We start from the raw sequence: 16,285 nt of genomic DNA, 5'->3' as shown, positions 1-16,285 counted from the left end.
GTTACTGGTACGGGGAGACGACGTCGACGAGGTCTTTGTGACTGACGAGCATGCGCCGACAGCAGTAGCGCTCGACGCCGAGTTCGTCGAGAACCTTCTCGGGGTTCTCGTCGCCCTCGTTGGCTCGCTCGTCGAACTCCTCCCAGTGTTCGGCGACGACGTTGCCACAGGTGAAACACCGGACCGGTACCATCATGCTTGTATCACCTCAGCGGTAGGACTTCTGGTAGCGAGCCCGAGCGCCCGGGCCGCCCCACTTCTTCGGTTCGGACTGGCGGACGTCGTTGACCAGCAGCGACCGGTCGAAGTCCATGAACGCGTCACGGAGCTCGGCGTCGTTCGTGTGCTGGACGATGCCGCGCGCGATGGCGGTTCGGACGGCGTCTGCCTGTCCACTGATACCGCCACCCTCGACGCGAACGTCGATATCCATCTCCCCGCGTAGGTCCTCGCCGACGATGCGGAACGGCTCGAGCATCTTGAGCCGGGACATCTCGGGTTCGACCAGTTCGACGGGTTGGGAATTGATTCGAACTCGACCCTCGCCTTCGCGCACCGTGGCGCGAGCGACGGCCGTCTTTTTCTTGCCACTCGTATTGGTTACCATGTGACGTTAGCACCTAACTGTTCGGACACTTCGTGTAGGTGGACGAAGCGGATGTTCGACAGGCGATCCAGCGACGTCCCCTCGAGGACTTCCGTCTCGTGGTCGTCGTCGTTCTCGTAGGGGTTGCCGACGTAGACGCGGACGCTGTCGAGTGCCTCGCGGCCACGGGGTTTCTTGTACGGCAGCATCCCACGAACGGACCGCTTGAAGATCATGTCCGGTCGTTTGGGGTAGTAAGGCCCGCGGTCCGAGCCCATGTTTAGCCGCGTGCGGTACGTCTCGAAGATGTCGTCTTCGTCGCCGGTGATGACCGCGTCCTCGGCGTTGACGATCGCGATGCGGTCGCCGTCCAGCGCGCGCTGGGCGACTTCGCTTGCGACCCGACCGAGAATACAGTCCTGTGCGTCGACGACGAGATCTGCGTCGAACTCTGCGAGACTCATCGAATCACCCGGACGTTAGACCCTTCGGGGTTGTCCTCGAGCGCTTGCTCGAGGGTGACCGACTCGCCGACCTGTTCGATCTTCGTCTCTGCGGACGAAGAGAACTTGACGGCGGCGACGGTGACGTTTTTCTGTAGTGCGCCGGAGCCCAGCACTTTGCCGGGAACGACGACAGTCTCTTCTTCGCGTGCGTACCGCTCGATGCGGCCCAGGTTCACCTCAGCGTGGGTGCGCCGGGGCTTCTCGAGTCGATCCGCAACGTCTCGCCAGATATCGGCGTCCGTTTCGCGGGACGTCGACTTCAGCTCGGCGATAAGATCGTTGAGCCTCGGATTAGTCTTGCTACTCATTGGTATCCTCCAACTGCTAACTGATCGACGACGCGAGGAACTGCGCCGTCGACGATGGAATCGAAATTGTTGTCCTGACGGCCGACGCGTCCGCAGTGATCGCAGTCGATCTGCAATCGTCCGGTCACGGAGTGTCGGTCGGCAGTAGAGAAGTGATGCAGGGAGCAGGATTTGAACCTGCGGACTCCTACGAGACAGCGCCCTGAACGCTGCGCCGTTGGCCTGACTTGGCTATCCCTGCTCGCACTTCCGTCTACCCGTCGCCCCTTCAAACCCCTTTCGATTCCAGTGGACACGCGATCGCCGGTCTCGTCGCTCACGGCGTCGGCGAGCGGCGTGCCCGAATTGGGTTGGGGGCGTCGGTTCATATCTACAGCTGTACTGCGTCTTCGAGTTCCGTCGCACGCGCCGCGATCGTGTCCGCGGCTCGCGTGACGAGCTCCTCGATGGGGAACGAGCCGTCCGTCTCCACGTGGAAGACGAAGGCGTTCGGGACGTCCTCGACTCGGACCTCCTTGCCCGGATAGCGGTTCGAGAGGTCGTGATCGAACTCGCTCGTTGCAACGAGTTCGCCGTCGTCCTCGATGACGCCGCGGATGATCCGGCTCTCTTCGTCCTCGAACTCGGGGAGATCGCCGTCGACCTCCACGCGCTGGAGGTGTCGGTAGCCGACCGCGACCCCTCCCTGATGTTTGGCGTGGTTCTTTCCGCGGTTGACGACGGCGTCGGCCTCGGCCTCGAGGCGCTGGCCGTCCTTGAGTTCGATAATCGGGACGTTCTCGTCCGCGGGTTGGACGAGGTCGTCATTGGAGACGAGGTCGCCGGAGTAGGCGGTCGCCGGCCCTTCGACGTCGATCGAGAGCGTGACGGTGTCGTCCTCACCGAACTCGCCGACCGGCGGCGTCGTCAGCGGGACGAGCCCCATTCGGAGCGCGAGTTGCTCGTCGAACATCACCGACGAGTTCTCGACGAACCGGACGGTGTCGATCGCCATCGTCGGCACGTCGGCGACCATCGCTCGACGGATGCCGTTGGCAAACCCGGGTGTCACGCCGCGAACGAGGAACCGCGCTTCACGATCCTCGCGTTCGACGAACTCGACGTCGTACTCTGCACTCATGGTCTAGTAGCCGCCCTTGCCTTTCGGAGCGCGCGATCCGTCGTGCGGGATCGGCGTGACGTCCTCGATGCGCCCGATCTCGATGCCCGAGCGGGCGAGCGCGCGGATCGTCGCCTGCGCACCCGGACCGGGGGACTTCTGAAGGTTGCCGCCGGGGCCGCGCACGTGAACGTGCAGGCCCGTGATGCCGGCCGCTTTGACCTCTTCGGCGACGGACTCGGCCATCTGCATGGCCGCGTACGGCGACGCCTCGTCGCGGTTCTGCTTGACCGCCGTCCCACCGGAGGACTTGGCGATCGTCTCCGCGCCCGTGAGGTCGGTCACGGTCATGACGGTGTTGTTGAACGATGCGTGAACGTGGGCAATGCCCCATTTATCGTCGTCCTGACTCATGTTACTGACCCTCCGCGCGTTCGGGGTGGAGTTCGTCCGCGAGCGGACTGTTCTCGTCGAAGGCCACCAGATCCTCCTCGTCGATGTCGACGACGTAGGAGGGAACGCGGTGGCGCTGGTCGCCGACCACGATGTGGCCGTGGATGATGTACTGGCGGGCCTGCTGGGCCGTGTTCGCCAGTCCGGAGCGGTAGACGACCGTCTGGAGTCGGCGCTCGAGGACGTCCTCGACCTCAAGCGACAGGATGTCGCCGAGTTCGTCGGTCTCGTCGAGGATGCCGACGCGCTTGAGCCGACCGAGGAACTCCTCGGAACGGCGGATGACGGTTTCGTCGTCCTGGGCCTGACCGAGCAGTTCTCGGGCCTCGCGCCGGTAGGAGCGAAGCTCGGACTGTGCTCGCCAGAGCTCTTCTTTGTTCTTGAGACCGTAGCGGTCGACGAGGGAGTGCTCGCTTGCGATGCGTTCTCCCTGGTAGGGGTGGTTCGGCGTCTCGTATTGCTTGGTGTCAGTGCCGAGTGGCATTATTCACCCTCGTCCTCTTCGTCGGCGGCGGCCTCCTCGGCCTGTTCTTCGCGGATCTCTTCGACGTTGACTCCGATGGTGCCCTCCGTTCGGCCGGTGGACTTGGTTCGCTGACCGCGAACCTTCTGGCCGCGCTTGTGGCGCGTGCCCTTGTAGGAGTCGATCATCTTCATCCGGTTGATGTCGTGCTGTCGAGTCAACTGGAGATCGTTGCCGATCTCGTGGGTCGTCTCGCCGCTGTAGAAGTCGTCCTGTCGGTTGTTGAGCCAGTCGGGGACTTCGTCAGCGTAGTTCTCGACGACTTCGATGACGCCATCGATGACGTCGTCGTCGAGTCGGCCGAACGTCGCCGTTCGGTCGACACCCGCTTCCTCGGCGATGAGTCGGGCGGTTCGGCGACCGATCCCGTTCATCTCCGAGAGCGAGCGCTCGACGGACTTCGTCCCATCGAGGTCGGTTTGCCCGATGCGGACGAAGTATCGAAGATCTTCGTCGTCTTCTTGTTCTTGAGGTTCTTCGGCGCTCATGTGTCGTGTATCTGTGTCTGGTCTGCGCGCGTTGCAAATTGACTGGCGGGAAAACGCCAGCAAATGTCCGACGTTGTGGCGGGGATTTGAACCCCGGAGGCTTGACGCCACATGGTTAGCAACCATGCGCCTTAGGCCGCTTGGCTACCACAACTCCGTCGGTCTATCGTCGCCCTTGCGGACTCGGGGATCGCTCCCCTACACGTAACGCACTCGGTCCTACCCCCGTCTTCTACTTAAGGGCAACGAAAGGTGGCGACAGATCGTGTGGCCCGCTCTCGTACCATTCCCCGCTCGAGTCCCGGAGATTCGACTCGAGTCGGCGACCGAGAGTCGAAAACCTGGTCCGGAGTCAGGCCCCGGCGTACTCTTCGATGTACTTCTCGTTGATCTCCCACTCGCCCTCCTCGTTTTGGATCATGTACTCGCCGTAGTAGGGAACCCGGTCGGCGACGACATCGCGGAACGCCTCGCGGATTTCGGGTTTGGTCATCTCGCCCATCGTCTTGAGGTCGTCGTTGCGGTTGAGACAGCCCTTCAGGTACCCCTCGTGAGTCACGCGGACGCGGTGGCAGTTCGCACAGAAGGTGGGGTTCTCCACGGGATCGACGATTTCGACCATGCCGCGACCGGCGGCGTCCGATCCGGTGTCGGCCGCGTCGCTCGCCCCATCGCTGACCCAGTACCGCTTGCGGTCGTGCATCTCGCGGTGTTCGACCTCGTCGGCCTGCTCGGCCAGCCAGTCGTGAACCCGCTGGATGTCGATGTTCCACTCCGGCTTGCCCGTCAGTTCGGGCATGTACTCGATCAACTGGAGCTGAAGCCCGTCGTTCGCCGCGACGTGGTCGACCATCTCCGGCACGTACCCCGCCGTGTGCTCGAAGACGACCATGTTGAGTTTCACCGGATCTAAGCCCGCGTCCAACGCCGCCTCGACCCCCTCGAGGACCTTCTCGTAGGCTCCGCTTTTCGTCACCGCGGCGAAGTCCTCAGGATCGAGCGCGTCCTGCGAGACGTTGACCCGCTCGAGTCCGGCGTCGACGAGATCCTCGGCCCGACCGGGAAGGAACGTGCCGTTCGTGGTCAGCGACACCTCCATCTGGTCGGGCGTGCGTTCGATGATCTCCGCTAAGTCCTGTCGGAGCATCGGCTCCCCACCGGTGAACTTGACCGCGTCGACCCCGAACTCGGCGGCGACCTCGAGGAATCGGACGACGTCGTCGGTCGACATCTCGTCGTCCTGCGGGTCCATTGGTCCGCGGGTGTCCCCGAGCCCCTCGTTGTGACAGTAGACGCAGTCGAAGTTACACCGATCGGTGAGGGAGACGCGAACCCCGGTGACCTCCCGCCCGAAGTCGTCGGTGAGCATGCCACTGAGTTGCAGCCGGATCCGCTTAAACGCGCCGGGAATTCGAGCGGCTCGTAACCGATTTCGGTTTCCGAATGCTGTCAGCGCGGTGCAACGACGGCACGCGAGTCGCGGGGCCCGAGTCGAGCGGAGTCGGACACTCTTGGTCGTCCGCGTGGTGATGGGTCGCATGAGTACCATCGCGGAGCTCGCCGTGCCCGCCGCGGAGTTCGCGCTCCGGCACACGCTCGAGGCGACCGACGACCTCGATGTCGAGATCGAACGCGTCGTGGCGTACGACCCGGAGCACGTCATGCCCTACGTCTGGTTTTCGGGCACCGAGCCGACGCTCGAGACCGTCGACGACGCGCTGGCGGACGATCCGAGCATCGAGGCGGCGGAACGGTTGACGGACCTCGGCGACGAGTCTCTCTACCGAATGAACTGGGTGGACGACGTGACCGTCATCCTCCACCTGCTGACCGAGGAGCAGGCGACGGTCCTCGACGCACAGGTCGAAGGCAAACAGTGGCGGTTCCGCGTCCTCTTCCCGGAACGAGAGGCGCTCTCCCGGACCTACGACTTCGCGACCGACGAGGGATTGAGCGTCGAGATTCGGAAGATCCACCGGCTCGAGGAGAACCGCCACGGCCGGTTCGGGCTCACCGACGCCCAGTATGAGACGCTGGTTGCAGCCCTCGAGCGCGGTTACTACGAGATTCCGCGCGGGATGGACATGGACGGACTGTCGGACGAACTGGGGATCTCCCATCAGGCGCTCTCCGAGCGACTCCGGCGCGCACACCGCACGCTCGTCGAGGAGGTGGTCGACATCGGCGGGTCGGATGCGCGCGATGAAAACGAGTGATTGCGCGGCATCCACCGGCCGGCAGAAGACCTACCCCGTCCACGCTCGAAGGGGGCGGCATGGACGAGGACATGCTCGCCGACCAGCGTCGCCTCGTGGAACTCGTCGAGGAGGAGGGATGGGACGTGACCGACCTCGAGATCTCGGCCTACGACAGCCCCTGGGCCGACGAGGACGACCCCGAAGCGACGGTGACGATCACCGCGCGGAAACCGTACGAAGGCGAGGGCGACGATGACGACGAAGACGACGAGAGTCCGTATCGGCTGAAGTAGGGCTCGAACGACCGAGCCGATGGCCTCGATCGATCAGCCCTTGATATTGCAAACGGGGAAGGTCCGCGCGACCTTGTCGCCGATCCCTAACTCGTCGGAGACGCGGACGACCTCGTCGACGTCCTTGTAGACGCCCGGCGCTTCCTCGGCGATCGTGGCCCCCGATTGGGCCTTGACGTAGATCGCCTGCTGGTCCTCGAGGTCTTGCTGAACGTCGCCGCCCCAGTACTCGTTTTTGGCCTGCGTGCGACTCATCAGTCGGCCCGCCCCGTGGGCAGTAGAGCCGAAGGTGAGGTCCATCGAGTTCTCGCCGCCCCGGAGGACGTAGCTCCCCGCGCCCATGCTACCGGGGATGATCACCGGCTGGCCGACATCGCGGTAGGCTTTCGGCACCTCGGGGTGGCCCGCTGGGAACGCCCGCGTCGCGCCCTTCCGGTGGACGTAGAGTTCGCGCTCCTCGCCGTCCTCGCCGACGGTGTGGGTCTCCTTCTTCGCGATGTTGTGGGCCACGTCGTACAGCAGGTGCATGTCCATGGACTCCCACGAGCGGTCGAAGACGCGCTCGAAGACCCGCCGCGTGCGGTGCATGATCAGCTGGCGGTTGACCCACGCGAAGTTGATCGCCGCGTTCATCGCGCCGTAGTAGTCCTCGGCGAGCTGTGATCCCGCGGGCGCGGCCGCGAGTTCCTTGTCCGGAAGCTGATCCAGCAGCCCCTTGTGCTGTTGCTCGATCTTCCGCAGGTAGTCGTTGCAGGTCTGGTGGCCCAGTCCGCGGGAGCCACAGTGGATCAGGACGACGATCTGGTCCTCTTCGAGCCCGTAGGCCTCCCCCACGCCGGCGTCGAAGACATCCGTGACGCGCTGGACCTCGAGGAAGTGGTTGCCCGAGCCCAGCGAGCCGATCTGGTTCTTGCCGCGGTCCTTGGCCTTCTGGCTCACCTTCTCGGGGTCTGCACCCTCGCGCATCCCCTCATCCTCGCAGTGGCGTAGGTCCTCCTCGACGGCGTGGCCGTTCTCGAGCGCCCAGTCGACGCCTCGAGCCAGAATTTCGTCGACGGCGTCGATTCCGGGCTCGACGATGCCGCCGCCGCCCAGCCCCGACGGAATATTCGCGAAGAGGGAGTCGACGAGTTCCTCCTCGCGGCCCTGGATCTCGTCGTATGTCAGGTTCGTCCGCATCATCCTGACGCCGCAATTGATGTCGTAGCCGACCGCTCCCGGCGAAATACAGCCGTCTTCGGCGTCGAGTGCACCTACCCCGCCGACGGGGAAGCCGTACCCCTGATGCGTGTCCGGCATACAGATCGCGTGGTTGGTGATGCCGGGCAGGTGGGTCGTGTTCGTGATCTGCTCGAGGCTCTTGTCCTCCTTGATCTCTTCGAGCAGCGCTTCGCTCGCCAGCACTCGTGCGGGGACGCGCATGTCGCCCTCCTGTGGGATCTCCCAGACGTGCTCGCGCACCCGCTCTAACGTGATGCCGTTCGCGTCGAAGGTGGTCATACCCGAAAGTCGAACCCCGGCGATGAAAGATGTTCGTCTTACCAGCGACCTCGAGAGACCGTCTCACTGACGGATTGGGACGACGACTGGACCCGATGCAAGCAGTTGGGTCTCGGATTAGACATCGAAAACGACGTACGCTTCCCAGCTGCCGGGCTCGCCCTTACCGACGCGCTCGAGGCGCATCTCCGAGTAGGTCACCGCCTTCACCTCGCGGGCGTCGACCGCTGCGAGGGGGACGCCGCGGGCGCTGGCCTCGAGGTGCCAGTCGTCCGGTTTGCCGTCCGCGCTCGATCCGTCGGCCGACGCCGGTCCCGCAATCGAGTCGACGCGGTGGTCAGCGGGGAGTTCCGCTCGGGTATCCCGCAGGTAGATCAGTTCGTCGAGGTAATCGAACAGGAGCGCCTCGCGGCGCTCCGCGGTCACGGAGAGCGAAAAGCGGTCACCGGTCTCGGCCGGTATCTCGTCACACGACGCGGCCGCGAGGCCGTCGGCCACCGCGGCGAAGACCGACTCGAGCGAGTCGCCGGTCGCCGACACCGCGATGTCGGCCGTGTGGTCGCGTAGTTCGAACCCCATTTGGGTGCCTCTTTTCTGCCGTGACTCCTATGCCCGTCGTTTCTGACGCGACCCGGCGAATCATGTGATCGCAAAAACAAATCGACCGCACATGTCGTCTCTGTCTGACGTTCCGGAGGATCGACTGCCGGTGGAATTATATTGACGACGGTGGTAGGCCACGGTAGTGAGCGTCAACATCGACAGTCGCGTCGTCGCCCCGGGGAGCGACGATTTCGTCGACGAAGCCTGGCAGCTAAAGGAGGAGATCAATCGTCAGGAGGATGTGCTCAAGCAGCGACACGATTTCTTTACTGACGCGTATCGTCGGTCGACAGTCCACTGTTACGTTCAGGACGGCGAACTCATCGGATTCGCCGCCGTTCGACGCGACGGCTACATTCTCTTTCTGGCGGTCTCCCCCGGGTTCCGCGGCGAGGGGATCGGGAAACGACTCGTCGCCCACGTGGCCGACGACCACGACACGATCACGTGTCACGCCCGCACGAGCAACGAGAACGCGTTGCAGTTCTACGAACACCTCGGCTTCGAGATCAAGCGCCGGATCGACAACTACTACGAGGACGGCGGTGACGCCTATTACCTGAAACTCGGCGCCGATGTCGGCCTCGCCGACCGAATTTCCGACCTGATCCGTCGGTGAGTCGAGTCGACCGTCGCGTTGTCGCGAGACGATGAGTCGCGACGCCGACCCATTCGGCAGGGTTATACACCACCACCGACGACTACCCGAAGCGCATGGAGGAGCGAACGAGGGCCTATCTTCGGGGCCGGTTCCGCGATCACTATCGACGGACAGCGATCACGCCGCCGCCCGCGGCCAACGAACGCGAGTGGGGCTTTATCCCGTGGACGGAGGGCCCGGACACGACCATGGTCCGCCACCGTTCGCTGCTCGAGCTGGGCGACCTCTCGGAGTTTCTCGTCCGGAAACGCCCGCGCCACGTCTACTTCTCGGCGGGGCGCTTTCGCGATCCGGGCGCGAGTTCGATGCACGAGAAAGACTGGCAGTCCGCGGACCTCGTCTTCGACCTCGACGCCGATCATCTGCCGGGTGTCACGCTCGGCGAGGACAGCTACGCCGAGATGCTCGCCCAGTGTAAGGACGCCCTGCTCCGACTACTCGATTTCCTCGAGGACGACTTCGCCTTCGAGGACCTCGAGATCGTCTTCTCGGGCGGCCGCGGCTATCACGTCCACGTCCGCGACGCGAACGTCTTGGACCTCGATCGGGAGCACCGGCGCGAAATCGTCGACTACGTCCGGGGCATCGGCCTCGAGTTCGACGAACTGATCGAGACCGAGACCGTCGCCGGGTTGGGACGGAAGACGCCGACGGAACGCCGAACGCTGCGGGTCGAGGGCGGCTGGGGGGCTCGCATCCACGACCACTTCATGGCCTTCATCGACGAGTTGCTCGCGGCCGACGAGGACGACGCCCTCGAGCGACTGCAGGCGTTCGACGGCATCGGCGAGGGGAAGGCCCAGGCCACGCTGAACGCGGCCCGCAACAATCGGGAGCAACTCGAGGCGGGCAACGTCACCGTCCACACCGCGGTCGCGCAGTTGGCCGAGCGGTTCGCCGGCGAGGCCGTCGAGCGGGACAACGCGCCGATCGACGAACCTGTCACCACGGACACGAACCGACTCATCCGCCTCCCCGGCAGTCTCCACGGCGGGAGCGGGCTGAAGACGGTGCGACTCGAGCGCGACGAGATCGCGGATTTCGACCCGCTGGTCGACGCCGTCCCCGAGACCTTCGTCGGTCACGAGATCACGGTCGACGTCAGCGACGGCGGCGAGGTCGAACTCGGAGGAGATACCTTTACGGTCTCCGAGGGTGACCAGTCACTACCCGAGTACGTCGCCGTGTTCCTGATGGCACGCGGCCGCGCCGAGAAGGAGAAAGAATGAACCTCGACGAACTGCGTTCGGTCCAGAGCAAGGAGCGCCAGAAGGACAGCCTCCAGAACCTGCGTCCCTCGTTCTATCAGGAGGTCGGCGAGTACATCGCCGATCTCGAGGACGAACGCGACCGCGTCGCCGAGCAGGCCGAGGACCCCTTTTCCGCGCCCGAGGTCGGCCGGCTGACCGACGAGATCGAGACCGCCAAGGACGTCGTCGAAGCGATCTACGAGCGCCGGATGGGCAAACTCGTCAAACAGGCCAGCCTCGCCGCGGCCGGAATGGCGGCCGACGACGAGGGGCTGACCGCCGAGGAGGCCGACCTCTTCGACGATCTGGTCGACCGCATCGGTTCGAACAAGAGCCGGGTGCTCGACGTCCTCGAGGGCGTCGAGGGCGCGGCCACCGACCCCGACGCGGGGTCCGACGCCGCGGCCGGTGGACCCGGCGCCCGCGAATCCCGTCCCGACGACCCGTCACCGTCCGGCGCGGCCGGGGACGAGACTCCGCCGGCACCGCCCGAGGAACCGGTGGGGGCCGGAGCCCCCGAAGCGGGCGGGAAACCGGGGGCGGACGGCTCGAGCGCCGTCTCCCCCGCCGACGTGATGGGCGGAGAGGGGCCGTCGGCGGACGCGCCGGAGGCGGACGCCGTCGACGGGAGCGAGCCGGCCGATCCGGCGAACGGTCCACCGGACGGCTCTGGCGACTCACAGGGCGACAGTGTACCCGACGGGGCCGCTGGGCCGGACTCCGACCCGGTCCCGCCGAACCCCGACGCGGATCCAGCGGCCGGCGAGCAGGACGCCGGTGCAACCGCCGATGTCGATCGGACGACGGTTCGGATCACCAGCGACATCGGCTCGATTCTCGGCGTCGACGACCGCGAGTACACGCTGACGAGCGACGACATCGTCACTCTTCCGGAGCAAAACGCGGCTCCCCTCGTCGAACGGGAGGCCGCCGAACGGCTCGAGTGAGTCGGCCTCGACCTACTCGCCGTTTTCTCAACCCCGCTCGGTTTCCGTTCTCGAACTGTGTCCCTCGGACGCGGAGCCGCGTGAAATCGCAACGTATACGGTAGCGGTCACTAACTCGCATCCATGCTCGATGTCGGCGACGAAGCGCCGGAGTTCGAACTGCTAAACCAACACGGAGAGACGGTCAGCCGCTCCGATTTCGAGGGGAAGCGGCTCGTCGTTTACTTCTATCCTCGCGCCAACACGGAGGGCTGTACCACCGAAGCTTGCGGGTTCAACGACGCGCTGTCGCAGTTCGAGGACCGCGACGTTTCCGTCGTCGGTATCAGCGACGATCCCGTCGACGACATCGCCGACTTCGCCGACGACTACGACCTCGCGTTCGATCTCCTCTCCGACGAGTTCGGCGAAGTCGCGACGCTCTACGAGTCCTACGGCGAGAAGCAGCTGTTCGGGAACACCTTCGACGGCGTCTTCCGGAACACCTACGTCGTCGGTCCGGACGGCCGGATCGAGGCGGTCTACGAGGGCGTCTCGCCGGACGGCCACGCCGACGGTGTCCTCGCGGACCTCGAGCCGGCGGACATCGCCCACTGACGGGGAGCAGCCCGCGTTCCGTTCCCGTCCGTTACCCGTTCGATTCCCCCTCGGAATCGGTCGGGCCCAGAACGCGAACGCAACCGCGGTCGGAAACGCGGAGCAGGTACTCGTTCAGAGATAGTTCGACGGTAACGCCCGCGTCCTGCCGATTCTCGTCCATGAGCGCGTCGAGGGCCTCGGGATCGACGTGGTCGTACAGCGTGAATCCGTGCTCGGTCGTACATTCGATCGGATCGGTATCGAGCGCGGCAGAAATTGCGTAGACGACGGCGATGCTGGCCGGCGTCGTTTCGTCGTGGGACCGTTCAACGAGGATCGGTCGCTCGTCCGAGGGATCGCGATCGGGTCCGGGCATTATCCGCTCGCCCTCCTGCATCTCTCTCGTCGATCGTCGATTCCCCCGCCCCGGTCGATCGGTTGTCCGACCATTACCAGTGGTAGCTGATCATTCACTACGAAGCTTTGGCTTGAATAGGAGAGTTCGATCGACGTACCAGTGGTGTCACGCCGGTCGTGACACGCGCAGTCCGCCGATTCGAGTAAGGGGATACTACTCCCCGTTCGCCGGGCGCACGTCCCGATTTTACCGGACTGAAGAAGTGGAATACCTTTTCCGTATTTCGCACCGATTACCCCCACACTATGGCTCCCTCAACGAGCGGTCGGTTCACCCATGTCTGAAGCCGATGCCATCGAAGCACTGGAGGAGCTGGGGCTTCGCACCTACGAGGCCCGGTGCTTCGTGGCGCTGACGCAGCTCTCTGAGGGAACGGCGAAGGAAATCAGTCAGGTCGCCGACGTTCCCCAGTCGCGCGTCTACGATGTCGTCGACCAGTTACACCGCCTCGGCCTCGTCGACATCCAAGAGTCCGACCCGCGAAGATATGCCGTCGTCTCCGTGGACGTCGCCCGGAAACGGCTCCGACAGGAGTACCGCGACCACCTCGAGACCGCGACGACGAACCTCCGTGAACTCGAGCGGCGGACGACCGACGACGACGGTGTCTGGAAGGTCGCCGGCCATCAGGACCTGTGCAATCGGACGGCCGCGGCCGTCGAGGACGCGACGAGCGAGATCTACCTGCTCGCGGCGGACGCGGACCTGCTCGAGCCCGCCCTCCTCGAGCGACTCGCCGCAGCGCACGACCGAGGCGTCGCGGTGTTCGTCGAGGTGCCGTCGACATCGGCCCGGGGTACCGTTCGAGAGGCCGTCCCGACGGCTCGCGTCTCCGTCACCGACTTCGCGTTCGATTCGCAGGGGCCGGCGGATCGGTCGCTAGGCCGTCTCCTGCTGGTCGATCGGGAGACGGTCGTGTTGAGCGCGCTGACGGAGGGGATCGTCCCGCGGGAAACCGCGGAGACCGGGATCTGGGCCAGCGAACGCGGCCACGGCCTGATCGTCTGGTTTCGATACGTTCTCGAGGAGCGGCTGGCGACGGTCGAGTTCGAAACCGGCGATCCGGTCGAGCCGCGCGATCCGAACGCGGAGTGTACAGCCTGCGAAGAATAGGGAGCGAAGACGTTTCCGACCCGGTCAGCGGTCCGGGCGTGGTGACAGCGGGCGGCGACCTTACTGGAAGGTCCGTCCGAGCTGTTCGTCCTGTCCGGGCTCGGCCTGCTGGAACTCCTCTTCGAGGTCCTCGTACTGCTCGCGGGTCTCGGGGGTGACGCTCGGGTTGACCTCCTCGAGCGCCGTCTCGAAGTGTTCGCGGCTGATGCGAACGTTGCCGATGGTGTCGCCCATGTCCTCGGGGTCGACCGAGTTGATGAACTCGCGGCTGGCGGCCATCGACGCCTCGCGGCAGACCGCTTCGATGTCGGCACCGACGTAGCCGTCCGTCCGACTGGCCAGCCACTCGAGGTCGACGGATTCGGCCAGGGGCTTGTTGCGGGTGTGGACGTCGAAGATCGCCTTGCGCGCGTCCTCGTCGGGGACCGGCACGTGGACGTGGCGGTCGAGCCGTCCGGGACGGAGCAGGGCGCTGTCGATCAGGTCCGGCCGGTTGGTCGTGGCGATCACGACGACGTCCTCGAGTTCCTCGAGGCCGTCCAGTTCCGTCAGGAGCTGGGAGACGACGCGTTCGCCGACGCCGGAGTCGCCCTGCCGCTGGCCGCGTTTGCCCGCGATCGAGTCGATCTCGTCGAAGAAGATCACGGTCGGTGCGTTCGACCGCGCCTTCTCGAAGACTTCGCGGACGCCCTTCTCGGACTCCCCGACGTACTTGTTCAGCAGTTCGGGGCCCTTGATCGAGATGAAGTTCGACTGGGCCTCGTTGGCGACGGCCTTGGCGAGCAGGGTCTTCCCGGTGCCCGGCGGGCCGTACATGAGGACGCCCTTGGCGGCCTGCATGTCCATCTGCTCGAACACCTCGGGGTAGTCGAGCGGCCACTGGATCGTCTCGCGCAGTTGCTCTTTGGTGTCGCCTAAGCCGCCGACGTCGTTCCACGTGACGTCGGGGACTTCGACGAAGACCTCGCGCATCGCCGAGGGCTGGATGCCCTTGAGCGCCTCCTTGAAGTCGCGTTCGGAGACTTCGAGTGAGTCGAGCACGTCGGCGTCGATCTCCTCGGACTCGAGGTCGAGTTCGGGGCGGATGCGCCGGAGCGCGTTCATCGCGCTTTCGCGTGCGAGCGACTCGAGGTCGGCACCGACGAAGCCGTGGGTGTTCTCGGCGTACTGATCGAGGTCGATCCCCTCGTCGAGGGGCATCCCGCGGGTGTGGACCTGCAGGATCTCCTTGCGGCCCTCCTTGTCGGGGACGCCGATCTCGATCTCGCGGTCGAAGCGACCGCCGCGCCGGAGCGCGGGGTCGATGGCGTCGACGCGGTTGGTCGCGGCGATGACCGTGACGCGGCCCCGTTCCTCGAGGCCGTCCATCAGCGAGAGCAGTTGGGCGACGACGCGTCGTTCGACGTCACCGCCGGCCTCCTCGCGCTTTGCCGCGATGGAGTCGAGTTCGTCGATGAAGATGATCGAGGGGGCGTTCTCCTCGGCCTCCTCGAAGACCTCGCGGAGTTGCTCTTCGGACTCGCCGTAGTACTTCGACATGATCTCCGGCCCGGAGATCGTCTCGAAGTGAGCGTCGATCTCGTTGGCGACGGCTTTCGCCATCAGCGTCTTCCCGGTGCCCGGCGGGCCGTGCAGGAGCACGCCCTTCGGCGGCTCGATGCCCAGCTGCTGGAACAGCTCGGGGTGGCGCATCGGCAGCTCGATCATCTCGCGGACCTGATCGAGTTCGTCGTCCAGACCGCCGATGTCCTCGTAGGCGACGTTCGGGACGCCTTCGGCGGACGCACCGCCGCCGGACTGGACCTGTTCGGCGGGCGTCTCGGAGATCTCGATGCTCGTCGAGTCCGTGATGACGACGGTGCCCGACGGCGAGGTGCTCGCGATCTTCAGCGGCACCGACTGGCCGGAGCTGGCCATGGGACCGAACGAGAGCGAGAACGGTACGGTCTGGCCCTCGGTGACGGCCTGTCCGGACAGCTTGTCGCGGACGAGCGGGCCGATATCCCCGCGAATGCGGAGATTCTGGGGCAGCGCGACGGTGACCGACGTGGCGGGCTTGACGTCTGCGGGCTCGATCGTGACGTTGTCGTCGATCCCGACATCGGCCTCCTGGCGCAGGCGACCGTCGATGCGGACGATGCCGCGTCCTTCGTCTTCGGGGTAGCCGGGCCAGACGCGAGCGACGGCCTGACTGTCTCCTTTCCCCTTGATGACGATGTAATCGCCGTTCTCGAGGTCGAGTTCGTTCATCGAGACGCGGTCGATCGCGGCGAGTCCGCGGCCGGCGTCTTTCTGTTTCAGTGGTTTGACGGTGAGCTTCATAGTTCCTCCTCCAGTTCGACAGTGAGCACGCCGTTTTTCATAAACGTGTGCGCGTCGTCGGCGTTCTCGGGCAGTTCGATTTCGTACTGATCGTCCGCGAGGACGACGATAACGGTCCCGTCGACGACGTCGACGGAGGCGTCGGTCTCCTCGGTTCCGAAGTCGACGGCCATCACCGTACCGTCCTCGTACTCGTATCGGCGGGCCACCTGCCCCTCTTCGCGGGTGAATTGTTCGAGAGTCATGCTGTAACTAACCCAAGGTAAGCACTGCTACTATATAAGCCTTTCTACGGTTAATCGCAGTAAGGCGTGATGGTCACTCACGAGTCCATTGTTCGTAGTTCACAGCGAGAGTATCCGCGCTCGATCGATCGAGCGGTACTCAGTATGTAACCCGGAACGAGCATAGTCCCGTTGCTGGCGTTCTCCAGTCGGC

General features: G+C 65.0%; 21 protein-coding genes and 2 tRNA genes. 7 read left to right on the top strand and 16 right to left on the bottom strand.

Annotated features, from left to right (window positions below):
- Nucleotide 1: 1 nt before the first annotated feature.
- The 11 genes from FEJ81_RS08665 to moaA form a co-directional block, all read right to left on the bottom strand.
- On the bottom strand, nucleotides 2-196 hold the full coding sequence (locus FEJ81_RS08665; protein WP_138244913.1) for a DNA-directed RNA polymerase subunit N: 195 nt from the start codon (nucleotides 194-196) through the stop codon (nucleotides 2-4).
- 12 nt (nucleotides 197-208) lie between these two features.
- The gene (locus FEJ81_RS08660; RefSeq protein WP_138244912.1) at nucleotides 209-607 is read right to left on the bottom strand and encodes a 30S ribosomal protein S9; all 399 of its coding nucleotides are present in this window, start codon (nucleotides 605-607) and stop codon (nucleotides 209-211) included.
- On the bottom strand, nucleotides 601-1,050 hold the full coding sequence (locus FEJ81_RS08655; protein WP_138244911.1) for a 50S ribosomal protein L13: 450 nt from the start codon (nucleotides 1,048-1,050) through the stop codon (nucleotides 601-603). Before FEJ81_RS08655 ends, FEJ81_RS08660 begins: the two co-directional genes overlap by 7 nt.
- Nucleotides 1,047-1,400 carry a 50S ribosomal protein L18e gene (locus FEJ81_RS08650; protein ID WP_138244910.1) on the bottom strand — a complete coding sequence of 118 codons (354 nt, stop codon included), beginning with the start codon at nucleotides 1,398-1,400 and terminating at the stop codon, nucleotides 1,047-1,049. Before FEJ81_RS08650 ends, FEJ81_RS08655 begins: the two co-directional genes overlap by 4 nt.
- 156 nt (nucleotides 1,401-1,556) lie before the next feature.
- A tRNA-Leu gene (locus FEJ81_RS08645) sits at nucleotides 1,557-1,641 on the bottom strand.
- Between the two features lie 129 nt (nucleotides 1,642-1,770).
- Nucleotides 1,771-2,520, bottom strand: coding sequence for a DNA-directed RNA polymerase subunit D (locus FEJ81_RS08640; protein WP_138244909.1), 750 nt, complete (start codon nucleotides 2,518-2,520; stop codon nucleotides 1,771-1,773).
- A gap of 3 nt (nucleotides 2,521-2,523) precedes the next feature.
- Entirely contained in the window at nucleotides 2,524-2,913 is a 390-nt protein-coding gene (locus FEJ81_RS08635) for a 30S ribosomal protein S11 (RefSeq protein WP_124177304.1), read from the bottom strand.
- A gap of 1 nt (nucleotide 2,914) precedes the next feature.
- Entirely contained in the window at nucleotides 2,915-3,436 is a 522-nt protein-coding gene (locus FEJ81_RS08630) for a 30S ribosomal protein S4 (protein WP_138244908.1), read from the bottom strand.
- On the bottom strand, nucleotides 3,436-3,963 hold the full coding sequence (locus FEJ81_RS08625) for a 30S ribosomal protein S13 (protein WP_138244907.1): 528 nt from the start codon (nucleotides 3,961-3,963) through the stop codon (nucleotides 3,436-3,438). Before FEJ81_RS08625 ends, FEJ81_RS08630 begins: the two co-directional genes overlap by 1 nt.
- Before the next feature lie 71 nt (nucleotides 3,964-4,034).
- Nucleotides 4,035-4,117 (bottom strand) — tRNA-Ser (locus FEJ81_RS08620).
- Nucleotides 4,118-4,315: 198 nt separating this feature from the next.
- A complete protein-coding gene (gene moaA, locus FEJ81_RS08615; protein WP_138244906.1) occupies nucleotides 4,316-5,332 on the bottom strand; it encodes a GTP 3',8-cyclase MoaA in 1,017 nt (338 codons plus the stop codon).
- A gap of 169 nt (nucleotides 5,333-5,501) precedes the next feature.
- On the opposite strand from moaA, the gene FEJ81_RS08610 reads away from it, so the two are divergent.
- Complete coding sequence (locus FEJ81_RS08610) at nucleotides 5,502-6,179, top strand: helix-turn-helix domain-containing protein (protein WP_138244905.1); 678 nt, start codon at nucleotides 5,502-5,504, stop codon at nucleotides 6,177-6,179.
- Nucleotides 6,180-6,238: 59 nt separating this feature from the next.
- The gene (locus tag FEJ81_RS08605) at nucleotides 6,239-6,454 is read left to right on the top strand and encodes a hypothetical protein (protein ID WP_138244904.1); all 216 of its coding nucleotides are present in this window, start codon (nucleotides 6,239-6,241) and stop codon (nucleotides 6,452-6,454) included.
- Between the two features lie 33 nt (nucleotides 6,455-6,487).
- Here FEJ81_RS08605 and FEJ81_RS08600 read toward each other — a convergent pair whose 3' ends face one another.
- On the bottom strand, nucleotides 6,488-7,954 hold the full coding sequence (locus FEJ81_RS08600) for an RtcB family protein (RefSeq protein WP_138244903.1): 1,467 nt from the start codon (nucleotides 7,952-7,954) through the stop codon (nucleotides 6,488-6,490).
- A 117-nt stretch (nucleotides 7,955-8,071) separates the two neighbouring features.
- The gene (locus tag FEJ81_RS08595) at nucleotides 8,072-8,533 is read right to left on the bottom strand and encodes an archease (RefSeq protein ID WP_138244902.1); all 462 of its coding nucleotides are present in this window, start codon (nucleotides 8,531-8,533) and stop codon (nucleotides 8,072-8,074) included.
- 166 nt (nucleotides 8,534-8,699) lie between these two features.
- Here FEJ81_RS08595 and FEJ81_RS08590 point away from each other — a divergent pair, with 166 nt between their 5' ends.
- The 4 genes from FEJ81_RS08590 to bcp all read left to right on the top strand — a co-directional run bounded on the left by FEJ81_RS08590 (nucleotide 8,700) and on the right by bcp (nucleotide 12,012).
- Nucleotides 8,700-9,176, top strand: coding sequence for a GNAT family N-acetyltransferase (locus FEJ81_RS08590; protein WP_138244901.1), 477 nt, complete (start codon nucleotides 8,700-8,702; stop codon nucleotides 9,174-9,176).
- 95 nt (nucleotides 9,177-9,271) lie between these two features.
- Nucleotides 9,272-10,447, top strand: a complete 1,176-nt coding sequence (gene priS / locus FEJ81_RS08585; RefSeq protein ID WP_138244900.1) for a DNA primase small subunit PriS — start codon at nucleotides 9,272-9,274, stop codon at nucleotides 10,445-10,447.
- Complete coding sequence (locus FEJ81_RS08580; protein ID WP_138244899.1) at nucleotides 10,444-11,415, top strand: DNA replication complex subunit Gins51; 972 nt, start codon at nucleotides 10,444-10,446, stop codon at nucleotides 11,413-11,415. The genes priS and FEJ81_RS08580 overlap by 4 nt, the downstream gene beginning before the upstream one ends.
- Before the next feature lie 123 nt (nucleotides 11,416-11,538).
- Nucleotides 11,539-12,012 (top strand): thioredoxin-dependent thiol peroxidase, encoded by a 474-nt coding sequence (bcp, locus tag FEJ81_RS08575; RefSeq protein ID WP_138244898.1) that lies wholly within the window; start codon nucleotides 11,539-11,541, stop codon nucleotides 12,010-12,012.
- A 31-nt stretch (nucleotides 12,013-12,043) separates the two neighbouring features.
- Here the strand turns inward: bcp and FEJ81_RS08570 are convergent, their stop codons facing one another.
- Nucleotides 12,044-12,370 (bottom strand): HalOD1 output domain-containing protein, encoded by a 327-nt coding sequence (locus FEJ81_RS08570; RefSeq protein ID WP_138244897.1) that lies wholly within the window; start codon nucleotides 12,368-12,370, stop codon nucleotides 12,044-12,046.
- A 318-nt stretch (nucleotides 12,371-12,688) separates the two neighbouring features.
- On the opposite strand from FEJ81_RS08570, the gene FEJ81_RS08565 reads away from it, so the two are divergent.
- A complete protein-coding gene (locus tag FEJ81_RS08565) occupies nucleotides 12,689-13,525 on the top strand; it encodes a TrmB family transcriptional regulator (protein WP_138244896.1) in 837 nt (278 codons plus the stop codon).
- Nucleotides 13,526-13,585: 60 nt separating this feature from the next.
- Here the strand turns inward: FEJ81_RS08565 and FEJ81_RS08560 are convergent, their stop codons facing one another.
- A complete protein-coding gene (locus FEJ81_RS08560; protein WP_138244895.1) occupies nucleotides 13,586-15,847 on the bottom strand; it encodes a CDC48 family AAA ATPase in 2,262 nt (753 codons plus the stop codon).
- Nucleotides 15,844-16,092, bottom strand: coding sequence for a DUF7127 family protein (locus FEJ81_RS08555; protein ID WP_138244894.1), 249 nt, complete (start codon nucleotides 16,090-16,092; stop codon nucleotides 15,844-15,846). Before FEJ81_RS08555 ends, FEJ81_RS08560 begins: the two co-directional genes overlap by 4 nt.
- Nucleotides 16,093-16,285: the final 193 nt, after the last annotated feature.

It is taken from the genome of Natrinema versiforme (assembly GCF_005576615.1).
Classification (GTDB): Archaea; Halobacteriota; Halobacteria; order Halobacteriales; family Natrialbaceae; genus Natrinema; species Natrinema versiforme_A.
This window is presented reverse-complemented; position numbering and strand designations above follow the sequence as displayed.